The 19056-nt window shown below is 65.1% G+C and carries 17 protein-coding genes and 1 tRNA gene; 10 read left to right on the top strand and 8 right to left on the bottom strand.

The features are described from left to right. Positions 1 to 244: 244 nt before the first annotated feature. From JOF47_RS06400 to JOF47_RS06385, 4 genes are read left to right on the top strand one after another with little or no spacing between them, the layout of a single operon-like run. Positions 245 to 1537, top strand: a complete 1293-nt coding sequence (locus JOF47_RS06400) for a hypothetical protein (protein WP_209996715.1) — start codon at positions 245 to 247, stop codon at positions 1535 to 1537. A gap of 16 nt (positions 1538 to 1553) precedes the next feature. Continuing rightward, entirely contained in the window at positions 1554 to 2576 is a 1023-nt protein-coding gene (locus JOF47_RS06395) for a phosphoribosylaminoimidazolesuccinocarboxamide synthase (RefSeq protein ID WP_209996713.1), read from the top strand. Continuing rightward, complete coding sequence (locus JOF47_RS06390; RefSeq protein WP_209996711.1) at positions 2573 to 2881, top strand: AbrB/MazE/SpoVT family DNA-binding domain-containing protein; 309 nt, start codon at positions 2573 to 2575, stop codon at positions 2879 to 2881. Before JOF47_RS06395 ends, JOF47_RS06390 begins: the two co-directional genes overlap by 4 nt. Positions 2882 to 2892: 11 nt before the next feature. Next, positions 2893 to 3444, top strand: coding sequence for a DEAD/DEAH box helicase family protein (locus tag JOF47_RS06385; protein ID WP_209996708.1), 552 nt, complete (start codon positions 2893 to 2895; stop codon positions 3442 to 3444). Between the two features lie 146 nt (positions 3445 to 3590). Here JOF47_RS06385 and JOF47_RS06380 read toward each other — a convergent pair whose 3' ends face one another. From JOF47_RS06380 to mptB (JOF47_RS06370), 3 genes are all read right to left on the bottom strand, one after another. Then, complete coding sequence (locus tag JOF47_RS06380) at positions 3591 to 4916, bottom strand: glycosyltransferase family 87 protein (protein WP_210001446.1); 1326 nt, start codon at positions 4914 to 4916, stop codon at positions 3591 to 3593. Continuing rightward, on the bottom strand, positions 4916 to 6511 hold the full coding sequence (gene mptB / locus JOF47_RS06375; protein ID WP_209996704.1) for a polyprenol phosphomannose-dependent alpha 1,6 mannosyltransferase MptB: 1596 nt from the start codon (positions 6509 to 6511) through the stop codon (positions 4916 to 4918). The genes JOF47_RS06380 and mptB (JOF47_RS06375) overlap by 1 nt, the downstream gene beginning before the upstream one ends. Positions 6512 to 6609: 98 nt before the next feature. Further along, positions 6610 to 8436, bottom strand: coding sequence for a polyprenol phosphomannose-dependent alpha 1,6 mannosyltransferase MptB (gene mptB / locus JOF47_RS06370; protein ID WP_245356283.1), 1827 nt, complete (start codon positions 8434 to 8436; stop codon positions 6610 to 6612). A 366-nt stretch (positions 8437 to 8802) separates the two neighbouring features. Between mptB (JOF47_RS06370) and JOF47_RS06365 the strand changes: the two genes are divergently transcribed. The 6 genes from JOF47_RS06365 (at position 8803) to JOF47_RS06340 (ending at position 13201) form a co-directional block, all read left to right on the top strand. After that, entirely contained in the window at positions 8803 to 9018 is a 216-nt protein-coding gene (locus JOF47_RS06365; protein WP_209996702.1) for a hypothetical protein, read from the top strand. A gap of 411 nt (positions 9019 to 9429) precedes the next feature. Beyond that, positions 9430 to 10047, top strand: a complete 618-nt coding sequence (orn, locus tag JOF47_RS06360; protein WP_209996700.1) for an oligoribonuclease — start codon at positions 9430 to 9432, stop codon at positions 10045 to 10047. Positions 10048 to 10188: 141 nt separating this feature from the next. Beyond that, positions 10189 to 10264 (top strand) — tRNA-His (locus tag JOF47_RS06355). 147 nt (positions 10265 to 10411) lie between these two features. Then, positions 10412 to 11572, top strand: a complete 1161-nt coding sequence (locus JOF47_RS06350) for an acyl-CoA dehydrogenase family protein (protein ID WP_209996697.1) — start codon at positions 10412 to 10414, stop codon at positions 11570 to 11572. 84 nt (positions 11573 to 11656) lie between these two features. Then, complete coding sequence (def, locus tag JOF47_RS06345) at positions 11657 to 12229, top strand: peptide deformylase (RefSeq protein WP_209996696.1); 573 nt, start codon at positions 11657 to 11659, stop codon at positions 12227 to 12229. 132 nt (positions 12230 to 12361) lie between these two features. Beyond that, positions 12362 to 13201, top strand: a complete 840-nt coding sequence (locus JOF47_RS06340) for an acyltransferase domain-containing protein (RefSeq protein WP_209996694.1) — start codon at positions 12362 to 12364, stop codon at positions 13199 to 13201. 46 nt (positions 13202 to 13247) lie between these two features. On the opposite strand, the gene JOF47_RS06335 is transcribed toward JOF47_RS06340, so the two are convergent. The 5 genes from JOF47_RS06335 to JOF47_RS06315 form a co-directional block, all read right to left on the bottom strand. Next, positions 13248 to 13778 (bottom strand): hypothetical protein, encoded by a 531-nt coding sequence (locus JOF47_RS06335; protein WP_209996692.1) that lies wholly within the window; start codon positions 13776 to 13778, stop codon positions 13248 to 13250. Positions 13779 to 13921: 143 nt separating this feature from the next. Next, positions 13922 to 15382, bottom strand: a complete 1461-nt coding sequence (locus tag JOF47_RS06330) for a glyceraldehyde-3-phosphate dehydrogenase (protein ID WP_209996690.1) — start codon at positions 15380 to 15382, stop codon at positions 13922 to 13924. A gap of 126 nt (positions 15383 to 15508) precedes the next feature. Beyond that, a complete protein-coding gene (locus JOF47_RS06325; RefSeq protein WP_209996688.1) occupies positions 15509 to 16489 on the bottom strand; it encodes an alpha/beta hydrolase family protein in 981 nt (326 codons plus the stop codon). After that, on the bottom strand, positions 16486 to 16809 hold the full coding sequence (locus JOF47_RS06320) for a hypothetical protein (protein ID WP_209996686.1): 324 nt from the start codon (positions 16807 to 16809) through the stop codon (positions 16486 to 16488). Before JOF47_RS06320 ends, JOF47_RS06325 begins: the two co-directional genes overlap by 4 nt. A 958-nt stretch (positions 16810 to 17767) precedes the next feature. Continuing rightward, entirely contained in the window at positions 17768 to 18586 is an 819-nt protein-coding gene (locus JOF47_RS06315; RefSeq protein ID WP_209996684.1) for a hypothetical protein, read from the bottom strand. Between the last annotated feature and the right edge of the window lie 470 nt (positions 18587 to 19056).

Raw genomic sequence — 19056 nt, 5'->3', positions numbered from 1 at the left:
CGGCCCGATTGCCCGGATTTGTGGTCCATGGAGGTCCGGATTAGAGCCGTTGGTTTGCCAAGCGTTCCGGACCGCCCGGCTCAGAAGCGGCAACCCCATTCGTTGACAGTGAACGCCCGGCAGGCGGAAACTTGGGGGTACTGAGCTGCCCTGCGGCGCCTCGCCGCGGCGGGCCACTCGGCGGAACAGGGGGTCTGGGATGTCGGCGCGCGTTGCGGATACGGCGCCAGATACGGTCCGCGAAGTGGTCGTTGTTGAGCGACCTCCCTCTTGGCGGGGAACTCCATTCCACCTTTCTTATGTCCACCTCGACCGCGAGGTTTCCGGTGCGGAGCTCCTGGGCATCCACCGCTGGGCAACGGAACAGCACCTGGAAAACCCGCGGGTGATCTCGCCCATCACCATGGAATGGTCCTCGGTGTACCATCCGCGCTTTTACCGGGCCGCCGCAGGCACCGGTGCAACAACCGTTCGCCCCCTGCAACCGGTGGAGGCCAATGGCACCGACTCCTCCCTCCAACGGTTGTGGTTTGAGTCGGTGGTCTTCCTGGCATCCGTCACGCTCTCCGCTGCCATCGTCCAATCCCGTTTCAGCAGCGGCACGTTGGCCAGCAAGTACGACAGGCTCTGGCAGGCCGGAAAGTTCGCCTCGACGGGCCTGGTTCCGGGATTGCAGGGCCAGCTGCTGATGGACGACGTTACCGCCATGGCCCGCGACTCCGGCACCTCCGACCTGGAGCGCCTGCTGGCCATCCGGCGCCGCTTCGAAGAGGTCGTTGCCCACCTCCGCGGTCCGGAATTCGTAACGGAGGTCAGCCTCGCCCGGCAGGAAGTCCCCCCGGTCCTTGGTCCCCGCTTCGGCTTCATCGACGAGCTGCGGCACAGCATCGGGTCCCAGCTCGAGTGCGTCATCGTCTACGGCTCCAGCGTCAACAGCAGGGAATTTGCCGACTACGACCTGGTGCTGGTGGTCAAAGACCCTGAGGTCGTTCTGCGGAAGCTCTATGCGACGTCGCCGCGGTTCGCCGGCAAGGAGCTCAACGTCGGCGTCTACTCATCCGACGAACTGTGGCGCATGCAGTGCCTTTCGGGAGACAACCTGGCCGACTACGGGCTATGCATCTACGGTGAAACACGCGTTCCGGCCAAGTCCACGACCGATCTACTGATGCGGAACCTGAGCTTCGGCATCGTGCGGCAGCGGCAGCAACTGGGCATGATCGGGGCGGCGTTGGCGGACCGACCACGGCCGGGCGACGATCGCCACAACCTCTACGGGTACTTCACCAAGATCCCGGCCAACATCGCCAAGGGGACGTTCGGGGCCATGAACCAACGCCTCACAAAGGAAGAAGTCCACCAATGGATCGAGTCCATCTGCGGATTCCGGACCGCCCAAATGCAACAGCTGGCCTCTGACGGCGACCCCGGTCGGGCCCTTGCCGAATCCGCGGTCGCCACAGGTGCCGTGCTGCGCGCGCTCAACGAGCAATTCAAGGTGGTTCGCCCCCAACGGGCACCCAACCAAGGCGTCTAAAAGCAGGAGGTTAAATATGATTACGTCAGCACTCCGGGCCGGCGCGGCCGCCAGCCTGATTCTCGACCAGTGCCTCGACCTTGAACTCGAGGTGCAGCTGGTTTCTTCCACCACAAAACACGTCATCTTGAAGGGTCCGGGCGGGGAAGAGATCGGAGTGGACCTCGATCACCACCGGCATTCCTTCGTGGAACAGGTCCTGCGCCAGATCAAATTCGATTTCAAGAAGCTGCCGTTGCTGGTCCTTGGCGACAGCAAGGAGATCCGCCTGCTGACGCCGAAGATCGCCCTGGCCAGGCTGCTCCCCACCCTGTACTCGTTCACCTACAACAGGTACGGGGAGGTCAAGGGGACGGAAGACATCCGGGCCAGGTTCTCTGCGGAAATCTTCCGCAAGATGGCACTCTCACCGGGCCCGTACCGGCTTTCGTCGGCTTTCCTGGCCCTGGTGGAGTCCCCGGCCGGGCCGCTGCTGGCCGAACGCCGCGTCGAGGTGTGCAACCTGGAAACCAGGGTCAAGCGCTACCATATCGGTTCCCCCATCCACCGCTACCTTTTCACCGAGGAGCACTCCACGGTGGCCGGGCAGCCGTTGCAGCGCTGGGACAGGTTCGCGAACCCCATCGTCTGTTTCGACTGGCGGCATCCGCTCACCGACCACGAGGGAAACCGGCTGGCGGACGAACCCCTGCCCGACGACTACGCCGCGTTGTGGATCGGCGACGTGCAGCGGGCCAAGTTCCTTGCGTGCGAGACGTTCGGCTGGCTGGAGAACTTCTTCACCACCGGAGGCCTGAGGCTCATCGACATCTGCTTCTTCATCGACCAGAGCGGCGGAACCATCTACGGGGAAATCAGTCCGGACTGCATGCGCGTGAGGACGCATGCCTCCGACGACGCGGAGGCACTCGACAAGGACCAATGGCGCAGCGGCGGCAGCCCGGAGCAGGTTCTCGAACGCTACGCCCGGCTGTATTCCACGCTGTTTGATCCACACCCGTCCCCACCCCTTCAAACCCCCAGGGAGAATTCACCATGAGCACGCTGACCGTCAAGAACACCCGCGCCAAGGTATCCCCCGGCGGCGTCATCACCCTGCCGGTTTCCGCACGCAAGACCCTTGGCATGAAGCCCAAGGCCGGTGCCCGGGTCACGGTGAGCGTCAAGGGAAACACCGTGCTGCTCGCACCGGCGACCGCGGATGGCGGATTCCGGGTATCGCCCAGGGGGCAGATGGAGGTCCGCGGAGAGGCCCTGCGTGTACTCGAAGGGGGCAAAGAGCGGCACTTCTATTTTGAATTGGACGACGAGCGGCAGACGGTTGCCCTGCATCCGTGGAAATGAACACGGCATCGATGCCGTCGAGGTCACCGACGCCGGCCGTAGTTGGCATCGACGGGCACGACGGCACCGGAAAAACGACGATCGCCAAGAACGTCGCGACCCGGCTGGGCTTTTCATACCGGCGGCCCTTTGGCGGCGAGCGGGGGTTGGCGCTGTCGCGTGCCGCCGCGTCCGGTGACACCGCGGCGGTGCTGAGGATCGGCGCCGACGCCCTGGCCCGGGCCGTGCAGCCCGCCGGCGAGGGGCGGCCCCTGATTCTGGACAGGTCGTGGATGACCGTCGCGTCGCTGGTGGACGACGAGGATTTCCGCGATAGGTGGACCCTGTGGATACCCACCATCCTGTGCTGGGCTGATCTGCCCACCACGCTCGGACGCTTGGCGCTGCGCGACGAGCCCGGGGAATCGGTCGCACTTCACCGCCACTACATCGATCGGTACAGGACGATTGCCCAACGCATGGGATGCTCCATCGTGGACACGTCAAACCGGTCGGAGGACGCTTCCACGGCCGAGATGGAACTGATCGTGCTCGAATTGCTCGGCGACACCGAGCACGGATGAGCGCGGGCTTGGCATGGGCAATGGCCGCCGTGCCACGGGCGTCGGTCGGCATGAAAAAGCGGCTTCCGGAAAGTTCCGGAAGCCGCCCTTCCCCGCCTATCGACCAGCCGTCTTGCGGCCCGGTCGCCAATCATGCGCTCCGCGGATCAGGCCTGACTTGTGGCCTTGCGCCCCAGCACGAATTTGTCCTCGAGGCCCTCCAGGGGGCCGGCCAGCGGGTCGTCGTCACCCTCGGCGCGCACCACGTCGCGCTCCGGATGCCTGATGTCCCCGATGATCTTCACACAGATGTAGGTGAGCATGGCCATGTGCGCGACGATGCCGATCCCGTAGAGGATCTCGATCGCCCAGCTGTCACCGAAGTACTTCAGCCCGGAGACCCACTTGGCGCTCCAGAGCCAGACGAACACCCAGTGGAACACCTCGATTCCCTGCCAGAGCAGGAACTCGCGCCACTTGGGCCGCGCCAGCACGTAGAGCGGGATCAGCCACATGACAAACTGCGGCGAGTAGACCTTGCCCAGCAGCAGGAACGCGGCGACGATCAGGAACGCCAGCTGCGCCATGCGCGGGCGGCGCTTGGCCGTGAGCCCCAGGTACGCGATGCCCAGGCAGGCGATGCCGAAGAGCCCGTTGGACAGGTAGGACATGGTCGATCCGTCCATGCCGGTCCATACGAAGGCCAGCCACATGGAGGAGTTGCCCGCCGGGCGGTCGCCGGAGAAGGTGTAGAACCTGCTCCATTCGTCGAACGCGGTGAGCATGAACGGCACGTTGATGGCCAGCCAGGCGGCAACGCCGGAGCCCAGCGACACCCAGAAGTGCCGCATGCGCCCGGTACGCAGGCACAGCACCAGGATCGCCCCGAAGAGGAAGAACGGGTACAACTTGGCCGCGGCGCCCAGTCCCAGCAGTACGCCGGCCAGCACGATGTGCTTGCGGGAGAAGGCCAGCAGGCCCAGCATCGCGAGCATCACCGCCCACAAGTCCCAGTTCAGCTGGCTGGTCAGGATAATGCCCGGGGCCAGCGCCACCATGATGGCGTCGCGGCTGCGGTGCCTGGCGGCGTACGCCACGGCCACCACGATCACGGCCCAGCAGACGAAGGACAGCGCGGAGTTCAGGTCGAAGTACGCGAGCTGGCGCTCCGGCGAAAACCCGATGCCGGGGATGGCCATGGCCGTCAGGCCGGCGATGATCGCCAGCAGCACCGGGTACTCGAGCGCCTGTTCGGCCGGCAGCCCGGTGAAGTACGGGAAGAGCTTGTCAGCCATGCCGCGCGTGCCGAAGAGCTGGGTGAAGTCCGAGTAGCACATGTGAAGGTGCTGTTCGGCATCGGGCCAGCCGTTGACCCGGCACCACTGCTTGGTCAGCACGGCAATGGCGGCGCCCACCGCGGTGAGCAGCAGCAGCCCGATGATCACCGGACGGGTGGCCTCCCGGGCACGGAACAGGTCTTTGACCGGTTGCATCACGATCCGGTTGCCTCGTTTCTTCTGGGTTTTGGTCGTTTGGTTTTAAGTCGTTTGGAACTCTTGGGGTGCACGGTCGGCGCACCGCGGGGCCGGCGCGGGTCCGCGCCGAACATGCTGGCTGTCTTCGGGTCGATGAAGACCAGGTAGCCCATGTAGGCCAGGCCGGCGATCGCGGCAAGGATGCGGACCCACGTCAGCGAGATCCACTGCCCCACCGACAGCTGGTCGACCACGCCCGCAAGCACCAGCACCAGGCACAGCACGTACAGTGTGCGCTCCCATTTCACCGGGTACCGGCGGCCGAGGGAGAAGAACGGGATCAGCCAGAGCAGGTACCAGGGCTGGATGATCGGGGCCAGCACCACCGCGGCACCGAGCGCGTAGCCGGCGTAGAGCAGCGGCTCGCCGGCCGGATTCCTGATGGCCAGGAAGAACACCAGCACCAGCGAGAGCAGCATGAAGATCGTGAAGACCACCCCGGCAATCGCCTGCAGGTCCCCGCCGAACAGCGAGCCGATCCACCCGATGAGCATGCCCAGCAGCCCGACGGGCGCATAGGGGAACGCGGCGCCGCCCGCATTTGCCATCGCCGCAATCCAGCCGAACCACAATCCCGAGGCCCAGCCCAGCAGCGCCATCACCGCACCGGCGATCGCGCCGGTGAGCAGCCAGGCACGGATCTTCGCGCCCAGTCCCGCGTCGCGCGGCACCATCGCCAGGCCCAGGAACGGAAGCACCAGCACCACGATCGGCTTGATGGCCACGGCCAGCGCGGCGACAAGCACCCCGAGCACGTGCTTCTTGCGGAAGACCAGCAGGAAGCCGAGCAGCACCCCGCCGGCCATCAGCCCGTCGTTGTGCACGCCGCCGACCATGTTCAGCAGGAACAGCGGGTTGGCCACGGAAATCCACAGCGCCCAGGCGCCGTCGCCGCCGGTGTGTTCGGCCAGCCGCGGAATCGCGTACAGGCACAGGGCGACGCCGGCGACGGCCACCAGGCGCATCATGGCGACGCCGTATTCGGGCACCCCGCCGGAGACGAAGTAGGTGAACCGCGCGTACATCAGGAAGAGCGGGCCGTACGGGGACGAAGACTCGGCCCAGAGCGAATCGGCCCCCTGGGCGAACCAGCCGGGAAGCTGTGACACCCAGTCCTGGTACGGGGAGCGGCCCGCGTGCATGAGCCGGCCCTGCCCCAGGTAGGAGTACACGTCCTGCGAGAGGATCGGGAAGGAAAGGAAGAGCGGGGCCGACCAGGTCCAGATGGCCCGGCGCAGCACGCGCAGGGGTTGGGCGTCGGCGGCCCGGGTCCGCTGGCGCAGCCGCAGCCAGGCGCGAAAGAGCAGCATGGAGCCCAGCGCGAGCAGCAGCGTGCAGATGACCACGCCGAGCGTTTCCACGCGCAGCGGCAGCAGGAACCTGGAGCGGGACAGGATCGATTCCTGGGAACTCGGGATCCAGCCCACGCCCCAGGACCCGACCATCACCATCAGCGAGGCAAGCAGTCCCTGCCCGATCGCGATGTTCGGGCTGTTTTCCCCGCCGCCGGTGAGGTGGCGCAGCAAGGGAATCCGCGCGCTGCGTTCGCGCACGGATTCCAAAGCCCGGGTGGTGGCCACAAACCGCCGGGCGGTGCCTTGCGGCGCCGCTTTGACGGGTTGCGCCTGAACACGTGGCGGATCGACGGGACCTACGATCGGGGCACCTCGTGATCCCCGGCATTCCCCGCGGCGTTGTTTCCGGCGGGGCGCTCCCCCGCGGAGTTCGTTGCGGTGGCGTTCGTTGCGATGGAGCCCGCCCCCGTGACCGCGTGGCCCGGCTCCCGGCCCGGTTCGGGACGCGCTTCCGCACCGGCCGCGGCCGGATCATTCAACACGGCCGGATCATTCAACGCGGCCGGACCGGTCGCCACGGACCCCTGGGCGGCCAGCGCCTTGCCGGGGTGGCGTCCGCCGAACCGCACCGGAACCAGCCCCCGGAACAGCACCCGCGTGCGCGGGTCAAGGAACCCCAGGTAGAACATCGCGGCCCAGGAAATGCCGGTCGAGAGGTGCTTGACCCACGGGTCGAGGTCCCCGAGGAACTGCCAAATGAAGATCTGGTCGGCGGCGCCGAAGGCAATGAAGAACGCGGTGGTGAAGTAGACCCAGAGCATCTGCCAGTCGTCGCGGATGCCGGTGACGGCGAAGAACGGCAGCAGCCACAGGATGTACCAGGGCTGGATGATCGGCGAGAGGATCACCAGCGCGGAGAAGGCCAGCGCCATGCGCTGGATCAGGTGGGTCGACTTGCCCTTGAAGATCAGCAGGAACACCAGTCCCACGGAGGCCAGCCGGCCGATGAGCTTGAGCAGCGGCAGGATCCAGTCCACGGGCAGGCCGATCGTGGACAGCGCCCCGGACAGCAGCGCGTTCAGCGCACCCAGCGGGGCGAACATCACGGCACCGGTGCCGGTGCCCAGCATGACCGAAAGCCACCCGAAGCCGTAGCCGTTGGCCCAGCCGATCAGCGCCATGATGCCCAGCACCAGCCCGGCGGTGTAGAACCAGTAGCGCACGATCCGGGCCCAGCTGGCGCCCGGCCCGGCCCAGAGCAGCCCGATGAACGGCAGCAGCACCAACGTGATCGGCTTGATGCCGATTGAACCTGCAATCAGCACGACGCCCAGCACGCCGCGTCGCGTAGCCGCGTAGTAGGTGCCGGCCAGCGCCAGGCCCACCATGAACGCGTCGTTGTGCGCGGAGGCCACGAAGCTGATCAGGAACAGCGGGTTTGCCACCGAGATCCAGGCGGCCTTGGCCCCGGAGACCTTGTGCAGGGCCGCGAGTTTCGGCACGTAGACGAGGCACAGGATCACACCGGCGAACGCCACCAGCCTGAAGAGGAACACCGACAGGTCCGGGCTGGTTCCCACCAGGCGGTTCACCCAGTACTCGACGTTCAGGTAAAGCGGGCCGTACGGGGTCTCGGACTCGGCCCAGGTGATGTCGGCGCCCAGCTGGAACCAGTTGTTGAGCGTGGAGATGCCGTCGACATACGGGTCCTGCCCGGCGGCGACCAGCCGCCCCTGGCCGATGTACGCAAAGACGTCGCGGCTGAAGATCGGCAGCGCAAAGAGCATCGGGACGCTCCACGCCCAGACGGCCTTCCTCACGGTGGCCAGCGAGCCCTCCGGCCAGCCGGCCAGCTGTTGCCCCATGCGCAGCCAGGCGCGGAACAGCACCCAGCAGCCCAGGGTCATCACCACGGTGCTGGCGATCACCCCGGACTCTTCGGTGCGGATCGCGATCAGCAACGGGTTGCGGTTCATCGGGGAGACGCTGGCCAGCCAGCCCACGCCCAGGGACCCGAGCATGATCATGACGGAGCCGACCACGCCCTGGATCAGCGGGGAAAGGTGGATCCCGCGCGGGGTTCCCGGGGGCGTCTTGACCGCGGACCCGGCCGCGCCCCCCCGCTTGCCCGCGGGTTGCACGGGAAGGCCGCCGTCGGAATCCGCGGGGTGTTTCGACTCCATCTGGCCCCTTCTCCTTACATCCGCCTTGGTGCGCCATTTGCTCGCCGGCGCAACCGGCGCCGGGGCGCGAAAGATCGCCCAATCCTGCGAAAAATCAAGTCCGATCCTAGCACCGGAAACTCCCAATTCCCCGGATGCGGCCTGCGGTTGCGCCGCAGCTCACATGGACTTGGCGTGGCTGGCGGGCTTCCGCCGGCCACTGCGCATAGGCTTGGATTCGACCAAACGGGCCCACCGCCCACGGACACGGACACAATCGCGGACATTGTCTCGGGACGCCGTGCCCGGACTCCGGTCGATCCCGGCGTGCAGGCGCCGCCGGGACCACCAAACACCAAACACACAGCAGAAACGGGGATTCCCTTCATGGGCCGACGAGCCAAGGCTCCAGCTTCCACACCCACGCGCAACCACGGCATGCTGGGTTGGGGCGCATTCCTGGCGGTGCTGCTCGGCTTCTCCGCCCCAGCACTGGGAATGGCCACCAACGCGGCGATCGCGCTGGCGGGAACCTGTCTGGCGGTGTTCTCCCTGATCTGGTTCTTGGGCGTATCGGGCTCATCGAGCTCAACCCGCTCCTGACCCTTCCATGCAGGACGGGTCGGCAATGAACAGAGTCGAGCGGCTTCCGGAAGTTTGTTTCCCGGGAGCCGCTCTTCCCATCTCCCGGCGGAGTCGTCGGGCCTGGCTGGTCACCCTACGGCCGACGACATGGTCGGACTTGTGGATGCTGGTTGAGTGCCGCATGACAAGGAATCCAGGTAGACCTTAACGTTGCTTGGGTTCGGGCGCGAGATCCGGGCGCTCGCGCCGGGTGCGCCGTGGGCATCAACCCGGTCACCACGGATTGGCCCTTCTGCGGGGCGCAGCCAGGGACCGGCACCAGCCAGCAAGTAGACGGTCAGTAACTGTCATGGCTTTCACCCGCACCTAAGAACTCCGCCCCAGATCCGCAACGGGGGAATGCCGCACCCATCAGGTAAATTGGGGCCTGTGCCTATTTCAGCTGAAAAAATTGTATGGATCGACTGCGAGATGACGGGCCTGAGCCTGGAACACGACGCCTTGATCGAAGTTGCGGTCCTGGTGACCGATGCGGAACTAAACGTCCTCGGTGAGGGTGTCAGCGTGGTGATCAAGCCGTCGGCCGAGGCCATGGACCAGATGAACGACTTCGTGCGCAACATGCACGTGGCAAGCGGGCTGATCGAAGAGCTCGACGCCGGCCTGTCCATGGAAGAAGCGACGAAGATCGTCATGGACTACATCCGCTCCTACGCCCCCGAAGCCAACAAGGCCCTGCTGGCCGGCAACTCGGTCGGAACGGACAAGACCTTCCTGGTGCGCGACATGCCCCAGGTCATCGACCACCTGCACTACCGCATCCTTGATGTCTCCACCATCAAGGAGCTCGCCCGCCGCTGGTACCCGCGAGCCTTCTTCCAGGCACCCGCCAAGACCGGCAACCACCGCGCCCTGGGCGACATCAAGGATTCCATCGACGAATTGAAGTACTACCGGGCCGCCGTCATGGTTCCTGCGCCGGGCCCGGATTCGGCGGAGGCAAAGGCAATCGCCGCACGCATCGTGGCCGAAAAACCCGCCGACTAGGGCATGTGTCGCAGAACACATGCAAAAGGGGGCATTCCGAGTTGGCACTGCACCCCAAAGTGTGTGTAAGATAGTTCTCGTTGCCAAGCGGTTCGGATGAAAGTTCGGAAGGCCGAAGCAACTAGCCTCACGGCGAACTTGGTGGGTATAGCTCAGTTGGCAGAGCGTCTGGTTGTGGTCCAGAAGGTCGCGGGTTCAATCCCCGTTACTCACCCCAATGAAGCCGCTCCGGATTTATCCGGAGCGGCTTTTCCCATACCCGGGCACTACATGAATTGCACCGCGCATGCGGGCGGGACCATACGGACAATTGAATGTGGACGGGAATCCGACCCCCGGCCCACGGCAGAGAGGGTAGTCACAGATGAAACGCACACTCTTCGAAGAAGACCACGAGCATTTCCGCGAACTTGCCACCGAGTTCAACGTCCGTGAGCTCTCCCCGCACTACGCAAAATGGGACGCCGCACACCAGATGCCGCGCAGCATGTGGAGCGCCGCCGGCGAGGCGGGCCTGCTGGGCCTGGCCATCCCCGAGGAATTCGGCGGCATGGGCATCGACGACTACCGCTTCCGCACGGTGATGGACGAGGAATTCGTTGCCGCCGGCCACCTGGGTGTCGCCCTGGCCTTCCACCTGCACGACGACCTGGTGCTCCCCTACCTTCTGAACTACGGCTCGGACGAGCTGAAGACCAAGTGGCTGCCCGGCATGGCCGACGGCTCCATCGTCACTTCCTGTGCCCTGACCGAACCCGGCTGCGGATCCGACCTGCGCGGCGTGCGCACCAAGGCGGTCCGCGACGGCGATGACTGGCTGGTCACCGGCCAGAAGACGTTCATCGGCAACGGTGTCACCGGCGACGCCTCGGTGGTGCTGGCCCGCACCGACGGCGGCACCGGCCGCGGCAACGCCGACTCCTATTCCCTGTTCATGGTGGGCAAGGCCGAGGGCTACACCCCGGGCAACCAGCTGGACAAGATGGGTGTGAAGGCCTCGGACACCGCCGAGCTCTTCTTCGACGAGGTTCGGGTGCCGGGTGCCGACCTGATCGGCGAACTCGGTGCCGGCCTGCGCTACGTGAAGGAACAGCTGCCCCAGGCGCGCCTGGCCATCGCCGTTGCCGCTTCCGCCGTGGCCCGCGCCTCCTACAACCAGGCCCTGCAGTACGCCACGGACCGCCACGCGTTCGGGGACAGCCTGCTGCAGTTCCAGAACACCCGGTTTGTGCTGGCCGACCTGTTGACCGAGGTCGAGGTCACCGAGGGATACGTCGACCGCGCGGTCCTCGCGTTCAACGACGGGGAACTCGATGAGATCGAGGCCGCGCAGGTGAAATTGTGGGCATCCGAGCGTGCAAAGTCGGTCAGCGACCGCGCCCTGCAGATCCACGGCGGCTACGGCTACATCCTCGAGTACCCGATCGCCCAGTCGTTCCTCGCCGCCCGCCTGCTGACGATCTTCGGCGGCACCAGCGAGATCATGCGCGAAAGCATCGGCCGTTCCCTGGGCACGGGGTCCTAGCCGGCCCTGCACCTCGCGGGACAGAAAATCACCACCTTCGGCCGCATCACACGCCGGCCGGCACATCATCACAAGGAGCAAGTCTTGAGCATCCGTCCAGTCACCATCTACGGCGAACCCGTGCTGCACACCCGTGCCAAGGAAGTCACGGAGTTCAACGACGAGCTGCGCGAACTGATCGCCGACATGTTCGAGACCATGGACGCGGCCAACGCCGTGGGCCTTGCCGCCCCGCAGGTGGGCGTCGGACTGCGCATCTTCACCTACGAGTACGAGCACGAGGACAACGCGCCGACCCGCGGCGTCGTGGTCAATCCGCGCCTCACGCTCTCGAAGGTTTCCCAGGCCAACCCGGACCCGGATGACGACGTCGAGGGCTGCCTCTCGGCCCCCGCGCTGAACTTCCCGCTCAAGCGCGCCGAGTTCGCCCGCGTGGAGGGCTTCGACGGCGACGGCAACCCGGTCTCCTTCGACGCCACCGGCTGGTTCGCGCGCATCATGCAACACGAGTACGACCACCTGGACGGTTACCTGTACGTGGACAAGCTCAACGACAAGTGGGCCAAGCGCTGGAAGAAGGCCAAGAAGTCCCTCGAATGGGGCGTTCCGGGGCTGACCTGGCTGCCGGGCACCGACGAGGACCCGTTCGGGCACTAGGCCCCGCCTTCCCTCCCCCCGGTTTTCGTCCGCCGGTTTCTGCCCGCAGGTTTCCGGCCAGCCCCGCAACGGGCACCGGAACCTGCACCTACCCATCCGCGCTTGTGCACAGAACCAGGAACCTCCGATTCGATGACCGTCACCCATGGCCCTGAAGTTGCAGCCGCAATCCTCGACCTGTGCGCGATCCCGGCCGCCGACCGGCAGGCCTGCACCCTGATGCTGGGCACGCCGGCCGACTCCGGAACGCAGCGCGCCCTGGAATCCATCGACGCCCGCTGGGGCGATGCCGCGGCGCCGGAGCTCAAGCATCTCGACGGGGTCGACGAGCAGCGGTGGATCGAGGCCATCCTCCGCTTCGCCCCCGTGGCGGCCGAACGCCTGGAGCGCTCCGGCGTCTCCCCCGCGGTGATCGAGGCGACGTTCGCCGACATCGGCAAGCAGATGGAGCTGCACCGGCGGACCTACGGGGGCTTCGGGATGGACACCTGGTGGTGGCTGGTGCTGCACCTCTCCGGATTGCTCTTCCGGCTGGGGCGCCTGCAATTCCACCTGCACCGCGAGACGGCCAAGGGCCCGTGGGTCATCGGCCTGCACATTCCCGAGGACGGTCCGCTGGACCCGGCCTCGGTGGACGAGTCCCTGGCACTGGCGGCGGTGTTCTTTGCGCGCCAATTCCCCGACGCCCGGATCGACCACGCCTCTTGCGACTCCTGGCTGCTGGATCCGCACCTTTCAGCGGGCCTTCCGGCATCGAACATGGCGAAATTCGCCGCGCGGTTCTCCAACGTGGAGCTGCGCAACGAACCCAAGGACGCGCTCTACTTCACGTTCCGGGCGCCCGCGGACGCGGAACCGACGACGTTGCCGCGCGAATCCTCGCTGCAGCGCCTGGTGCTCGAGCGCATCGACGCCGGCGGCACCTGGCAGGTCGGCAAGGGCGTCTGCGCGTGGCCCGAGTCCGGCGCCTGACGCCTTCCAGTTCCCGGGCCGTTGCCGGGGTTCTTTCGGCGTCCGCTCACGGTCCGAGGGACTGGATGAGGAAGATATCGGTGTCGCTCGCGCCAAGGCATGGCGCCAGGGTGCGCAACTCCACCTCGCCCAGCACCGCCAGTCCCCCGCCAAAGGAAACCTGGTCTCCCACCCGGTATTGACGGCCCTGTATGTCGATGCCGGGCCGCCCGCCGTCCAGCAGCACCGCCGTTTGCGGGAATGCGGGGATCGCGGTCCCCTTGTCGGTGGCGACGCCCAGGCAATCACCCCGCCCCACGATCAGTGTCCCGGCCAACTGTTCCTGCATCGATGCGCCGCCCATGGCCGCGTTCGTGTGGATGAACCGCGGGTCGCTTTCGGAGAGCCTTAGCACCAGCGGCGGATTGCTGCCGTCGCCCGGTTCGGCGGCGGTATTCGCACCTGGATTCGTGGAGCAGGAGGCGAGCAACGGCAAACCCAGGCAGACGGCGGCCGTCGTCAAGAGCAGCCAGCTGCGCCGAAGTAGTACGCCGGCGGGCCGCGCACCGGCGTACCTGGCCTGTCGTTGGGCATTCATGGTCAAACCCTAGCCGCGAAAACCCGCGCCGGCAGCCCCTGCCGCGCAAACCCGACCCATCGCGGCCCGGGCGTTAAACGCGGAAGCGGGCCGCACCGATCGAAAATCGAAGGGTGCGGCCCGCTTCACGGCGGCGCGGAAACCTAGACGCTGAGGGTCTGGGTTGCGGCGATGGCCGGAACGGCCACCGGGTGGGTGCCGGCCATCGTTTCGATGACGCGGACCACCTGGCAGGAGTAGCCGAATTCGTTGTCGTACCAGACGTAGACGACGGCGTTCTTGCCGGTGGCGATGGTGGCCAGGCCGTCAACGATGCCGGCGCGGCGCGAGCCGACGAAGTCGGTGGAGACGACCTCGGGCGAATCGATGTAGTCGATCTGCTTGTGCAGCTCGGCACCCAGCGAGGTCTGGCGCAGGAAGTTGTTCAGCTCTTCCTTGTCCGTGGCCATTTCCAGGTTCAGGTTCAGGATCGCCATGGATACGTCCGGGGTCGGGACGCGGATGGCGTTGCCGGTGAGCTTGCCTTCGAGTTCCGGAAGGGCCTTGGCAACTGCCTTGGCGGCACCGGTCTCGGTGATGACCATGTTCAGCGCCGCTGAACGGCCGCGGCGCTCGCCCTTGTGGAAGTTGTCGATCAGGTTCTGGTCGTTGGTGAACGAGTGGACCGTCTCGACATGTCCGTGCACCACGCCGAAGCGGTCGTTGAGCGCCTTGAGCACCGGGGTGATGGCGTTGGTTGTGCAGGATGCGGCGGTGATGATCTTGTCATCGGCCGTGATGTCCGTGTGGTTGATGCCGTGGACGATGTTCTTCAGGTTGCCCTTGCCCGGTGCGGTGAGTAGGACGCGGGAAACGCCCTTGGCCTGCAGGTGCTGGGACAAGCCGGCCTCGTCGCGCCAGCGGCCGGTGTTGTCGACGACGATCGCGTTGTTGATGCCGAATTCGGTGTAGTCGACGGTGGCCGGGTCGTTCGAGTAGATGACCTGGATCAGCGTGCCGTTGGCGAGGATGGTGTTCTTTTCCTCATCCACGGTGATCGAGCCATCGAACGGGCCGTGGACCGAATCGCGGCGCAGCAGCGAGGCGCGCTTGACGATGTCGTCGTCGGAACCCTTGCGCACGACAATGGCGCGCAGGCGCAGGCCGTAGCCGCCGCGTTCGATGAGGATGCGCGCCAGCAGGCGGCCAATGCGGCCGAAGCCGTAGAGCACGACGTCGGTCGGCTCGGCGTCGGTGGCGCCGGCCTGGCCGACCTTTTCGCCCAGTTCCTCGGTGAGGAAGGCAACGAGGTCCGTGGAACCGGATTCGACGAACTTCTTGTTCATGCGGCCGAGGTCGATGGAGACGGCGCCGACGTTCAGGGAGTCGATGGCCTGCAACAGCGGCATCGTCTGCTCGATGGAGAGCTCTTCACCCTCGATGCGGCGGACCACGCGGTGTGCCTTGAGGATGTTGATGGCCGACTGGTTGATCAGCTTGCGGCCGTAGATGGAGGTCACCACGTTGTTGTTGCGGTACAGGCGACCGATCAACGGAATCATGGCCTCGGCGAGCTCTTCGCGCCCGCTCCATTCCTGTAGGGCTGCGACAGACTGCTGGGTCACTGAAAATCCTTCCAATTCAGCCGGCTGGTGATCCTTGAGCCGGTTGCTACCGTAAAAGCACCTTTGCAGAAACGGTTGTGTGGGGTATCAGGATCTTTCCCCGTGGGCTGTAGCCCGCTATCCATTCTAGTCGTTGAGCGCGGGGTTCGGCGTCACCGGCCGGTGAGGTCGATCACAGAATGCTGGCGTCGAAATATCCGGCGGCTCGGCCGAGGGCGACGATTCAAGCGGGTGGGCCCACGGGTTCAAGCCGCCGCCCAGCCACGCGAGCGTGTCGACCCAGAAGGTGTCGGCAAAGCGCGCGTGGAACAACGCGAAATGCCCGAGTTCCGGCTGGTCCAGTTCCTGCGGGGAAATCCTGGCCAGTTGGTGCCGCGCATTTGGCGTGTAGGCCAGGGCCCTCCGCATGGCACGCGGCGTGGCGAAGGGATCATCGGTTGCGGCCACGGCGAGGATCTGGGCGGTCAGCTCCCGTTGGTGCCGCCGCATGTTGGCGCCTGCTTCCCTCTGGCGCACCGCGGTGAAATCCCTTCGGCTGCGCGCCCAGTCCAGCGCCACCCCCCGGGGCAGGTCTTCCAGCCAGCCACGTTGCCTGCCGGGAAAATACCCATGGCGCAACGCGGCCAAGGGCATGGCCAGGTGCCAGCGGCACAAGAATCCCGCGCGGTGCCCGGGCGCGTAGTCGCGCCAATGGGCGTGCTGCGCCCCAACCGTGAGAATCCTGGTGAGGTGTCTGGACTCCCTGGCGAGCCCCACACCAAAGCCGCCGAAGCTGTGGCCGACATAATGCAGGGGCAGGCCCGGATGGTTTGTGCGGGCCCAGGCGAGCACCGCATCGATGTCTCGGTAGCCCCAGTCGTGCCAGCGGACCGTGAATCCCTTGAGGCTTTCGGGCGCGGAGGCGCCAATGCCGCGGTAGTCAAAGGTGATGGCGGTGAATCCGTGCCCAGCCAGGAATGCCGCGTAGCGGTGGTAGTAGGTGGACAGCACCCCGGTGGCACTGGCGATGACGACAACTCCCTTGGCAGGCCCGTCCGGGGCGGCCGGTTCGAATAGGTGCCCACGCAGGATGTACCCGTCGGCGCAGGAGATTTCGATAGGTGTCACGGACCAGGAGTCCCGGCACCGCTAGGCGAGGTATCGCTTGCTCCGTCGCCGGGCCCGGGTGGATGATTTGGGCGGAAATGGAAACCAGCCAGCGGGTCCTTGTCCTGCCCTTGAGCAGACTCGACAATCTTGCGTTTTTGCTGGTCAAGTTCCATTCGCGCGGCGGTTGACGAGGGGTTGTACACATCGTTCAAGGCATCGAAGAACCCGGAGGAACCATTGGAACCTGCCGATTTTTCCGGGAAGGTGAACTTGGAGGCGGCCCAGAGCAGCAGCAGGCAGACCACCGGGACACCAATGAGCCAGAGCAACCATTCCATGGTTCGAGTCTAGCTGTGCACCGCCGTTGCGGGTCCGATTTCCGGGCGTGGTTTGGGGCTTTCGAGTGGGCGGGATGGTCCGAACCTCTGGTTTCTTCTAAACCCGAACTACCAGTCGCACCCATCCGGGAAGGGTAGACGATCGCGGCACTTGGGGATTCGGCCTACGTTCCCTGAGACTTGCTTGAAAACCTCAAAACAGCCGGGCACACGGCGGTGATGAAGCCCAAGGCGCTGCACCCGGCCGTCGCCAAGCGATTCTTGCTCAAGGATTTCAAATACGATCAGGAAACCCGAACCCTGGATTCACCACCAGGGTGCTGCGCAAGATCAACTCCTAGGGCAACGTGTGCTTTGGGGCCGCGTGCAACGGCCGCCCGGTACGGAATAAATGAACGAATGCGACGAATGGGCACAAGGTCGTCCTCACCTAACACCACTGGCGGCATCGTGCCTACCGGGCCGCGGTCCAAGACTCCTGGTTTCACAATTAGGTATCGGCAATACCAGCAGCTGATTGGGCGTTCAATCGCGTGGCTCTTCGTCGGGTTCAACCGCCGACTGCGATACCGAGGAACCATCCAGTGCAATTCCTGGTTGCAGGCCCGCTTGACGGGACTGAAACGCTGGCGACGGAGAAACTGGGGCTCATCCGCCAATATTGATCCATAGTCCTGGCCTGAACCCCGGGAGGGGGTAAGGAGCACCTGGGACCGGCCCGGATTTCACTGCCGGCAGAGGACCATAGGATCCCCAAAAACGGTCGAAGAATGAAAATAGGGACGGAAACGCGCCCGGCCATATAGGCCTCCAAAGCCACGAAGAGTGGTGCCGACGGTGCCTTCGCCTCGGAACCCACCCCGTTTATCAATTTCACACTAAATCTGCACAGTTCCAGGGGAACAAAGAAGGCGCCGACCGGGTAACCCCAGCCGGCGCCTTCACGAACGAACCGCTGCTACTTCTTTACGGTCAACGTCTGCTTCATCGTCTTGGTCTGTTCTTTCGACCATACCTTGGAGGTGGTCTTCTGAACGGTGTTGGTGGACTTGTACAGGTCCTTCGGCGACAGGACGTTCAGCTTGGCCGTCTCGCCGGCCTTCTCCGGAACGAAGGCGCCCAGGTTTCCACCCGGGTCGACTGCCGAATCCCAGCCGTAGTAGCCAGCGGCTTCCAGTGCGATGTTTCCCTCCGTTGCCGGGGCGCTGATTCCGTGAACCTCGAAGGAGCCGTCGAATCCTCCGGTGCAGGTGGTCGTCACGAGAAGGATTTCCACCCCGTCTTTATCGGCAGGATCTCCTGTGAAAAAGCCAAGGGGCGCTACATCTGACACCGAGTTCTTGAACTTGCAGGTGACCGCAACGTTGCTGCCCTTCTTGGCAACGAGCTTCTTGGTGGTGACAGCCTTGCTGGTCGTCTTGCTGGTCCAGGTCTTGTACTTGGCAGTTGTCGTGACCGAGTACTTGCCCGCCTTGAGCTTGGCCGAGGACACGTTCTTCGCAACGGTCTTCTTACCCTGCTTCACGGTGATCTTGGACGAGGAGACCTTGACCTTGCCGGAGGACTTCACAGAGGGCTTGACGGTGGCCTTCTTCGTCTTCTTGTTCACCTTGGCGGTCTTGATCTTGCTGATCGCGACCTTGTGCGGCGCCGGCTTCGCAGCTTGAACGGCGGCAGTCGGTGCGACCGGAGCGGCATTGGCGGGCAATGTGCCGCCGATGACTAGCCCTGCCGACATGGTGAGCGCCAGGAGTGGCGCAAAAATGCGTCGAGACATAGTTTCCCCAATGAATGGTGAGAGTGAGATGAACCATAACCCTAACACTTTGAAGTTAAAAGCAAGCTGCTGACTAGGAATAACGATTTCAACGCAAATCGAAGAGAAACGCATCTCTGGATTCGACTTCGGCGCGACCCTCGTCGGTCTAAGGGAATACGAACCCCTCAAGTTCCTAGAAACTGAATGCAGCCCGAAAACCACTTGGGTGGAGCACCTAGGCAATACGGCAAATGATGGAGCGCCAGCTACACGCCCAGCATCACCGTCGTGATCACCGGGACGCTGTCATCTAGGCTCTAGATCAAGCGGCGGCTCGGTTTCCCTCTCGGACCCGCCAACCTTCTATGGGGTGACGATGTGCCAGGCGCCAGGACATCGGTTCTGGCGTGCCAGTGCCAAATGGCCGCTCCGCAGCGGTTCGACCGGGGGCATTCTGGGTGCACGCCAGAAGTGCCAACAAATATCCG

It is taken from the genome of Paeniglutamicibacter kerguelensis (assembly GCF_017876535.1).
GTDB classification, from domain to species: Bacteria; Actinomycetota; Actinomycetes; order Actinomycetales; family Micrococcaceae; genus Paeniglutamicibacter; species Paeniglutamicibacter kerguelensis.
Note: the sequence above shows the minus strand (reverse complement) of the source record. Positions and strands in the feature narration are given on the sequence as shown.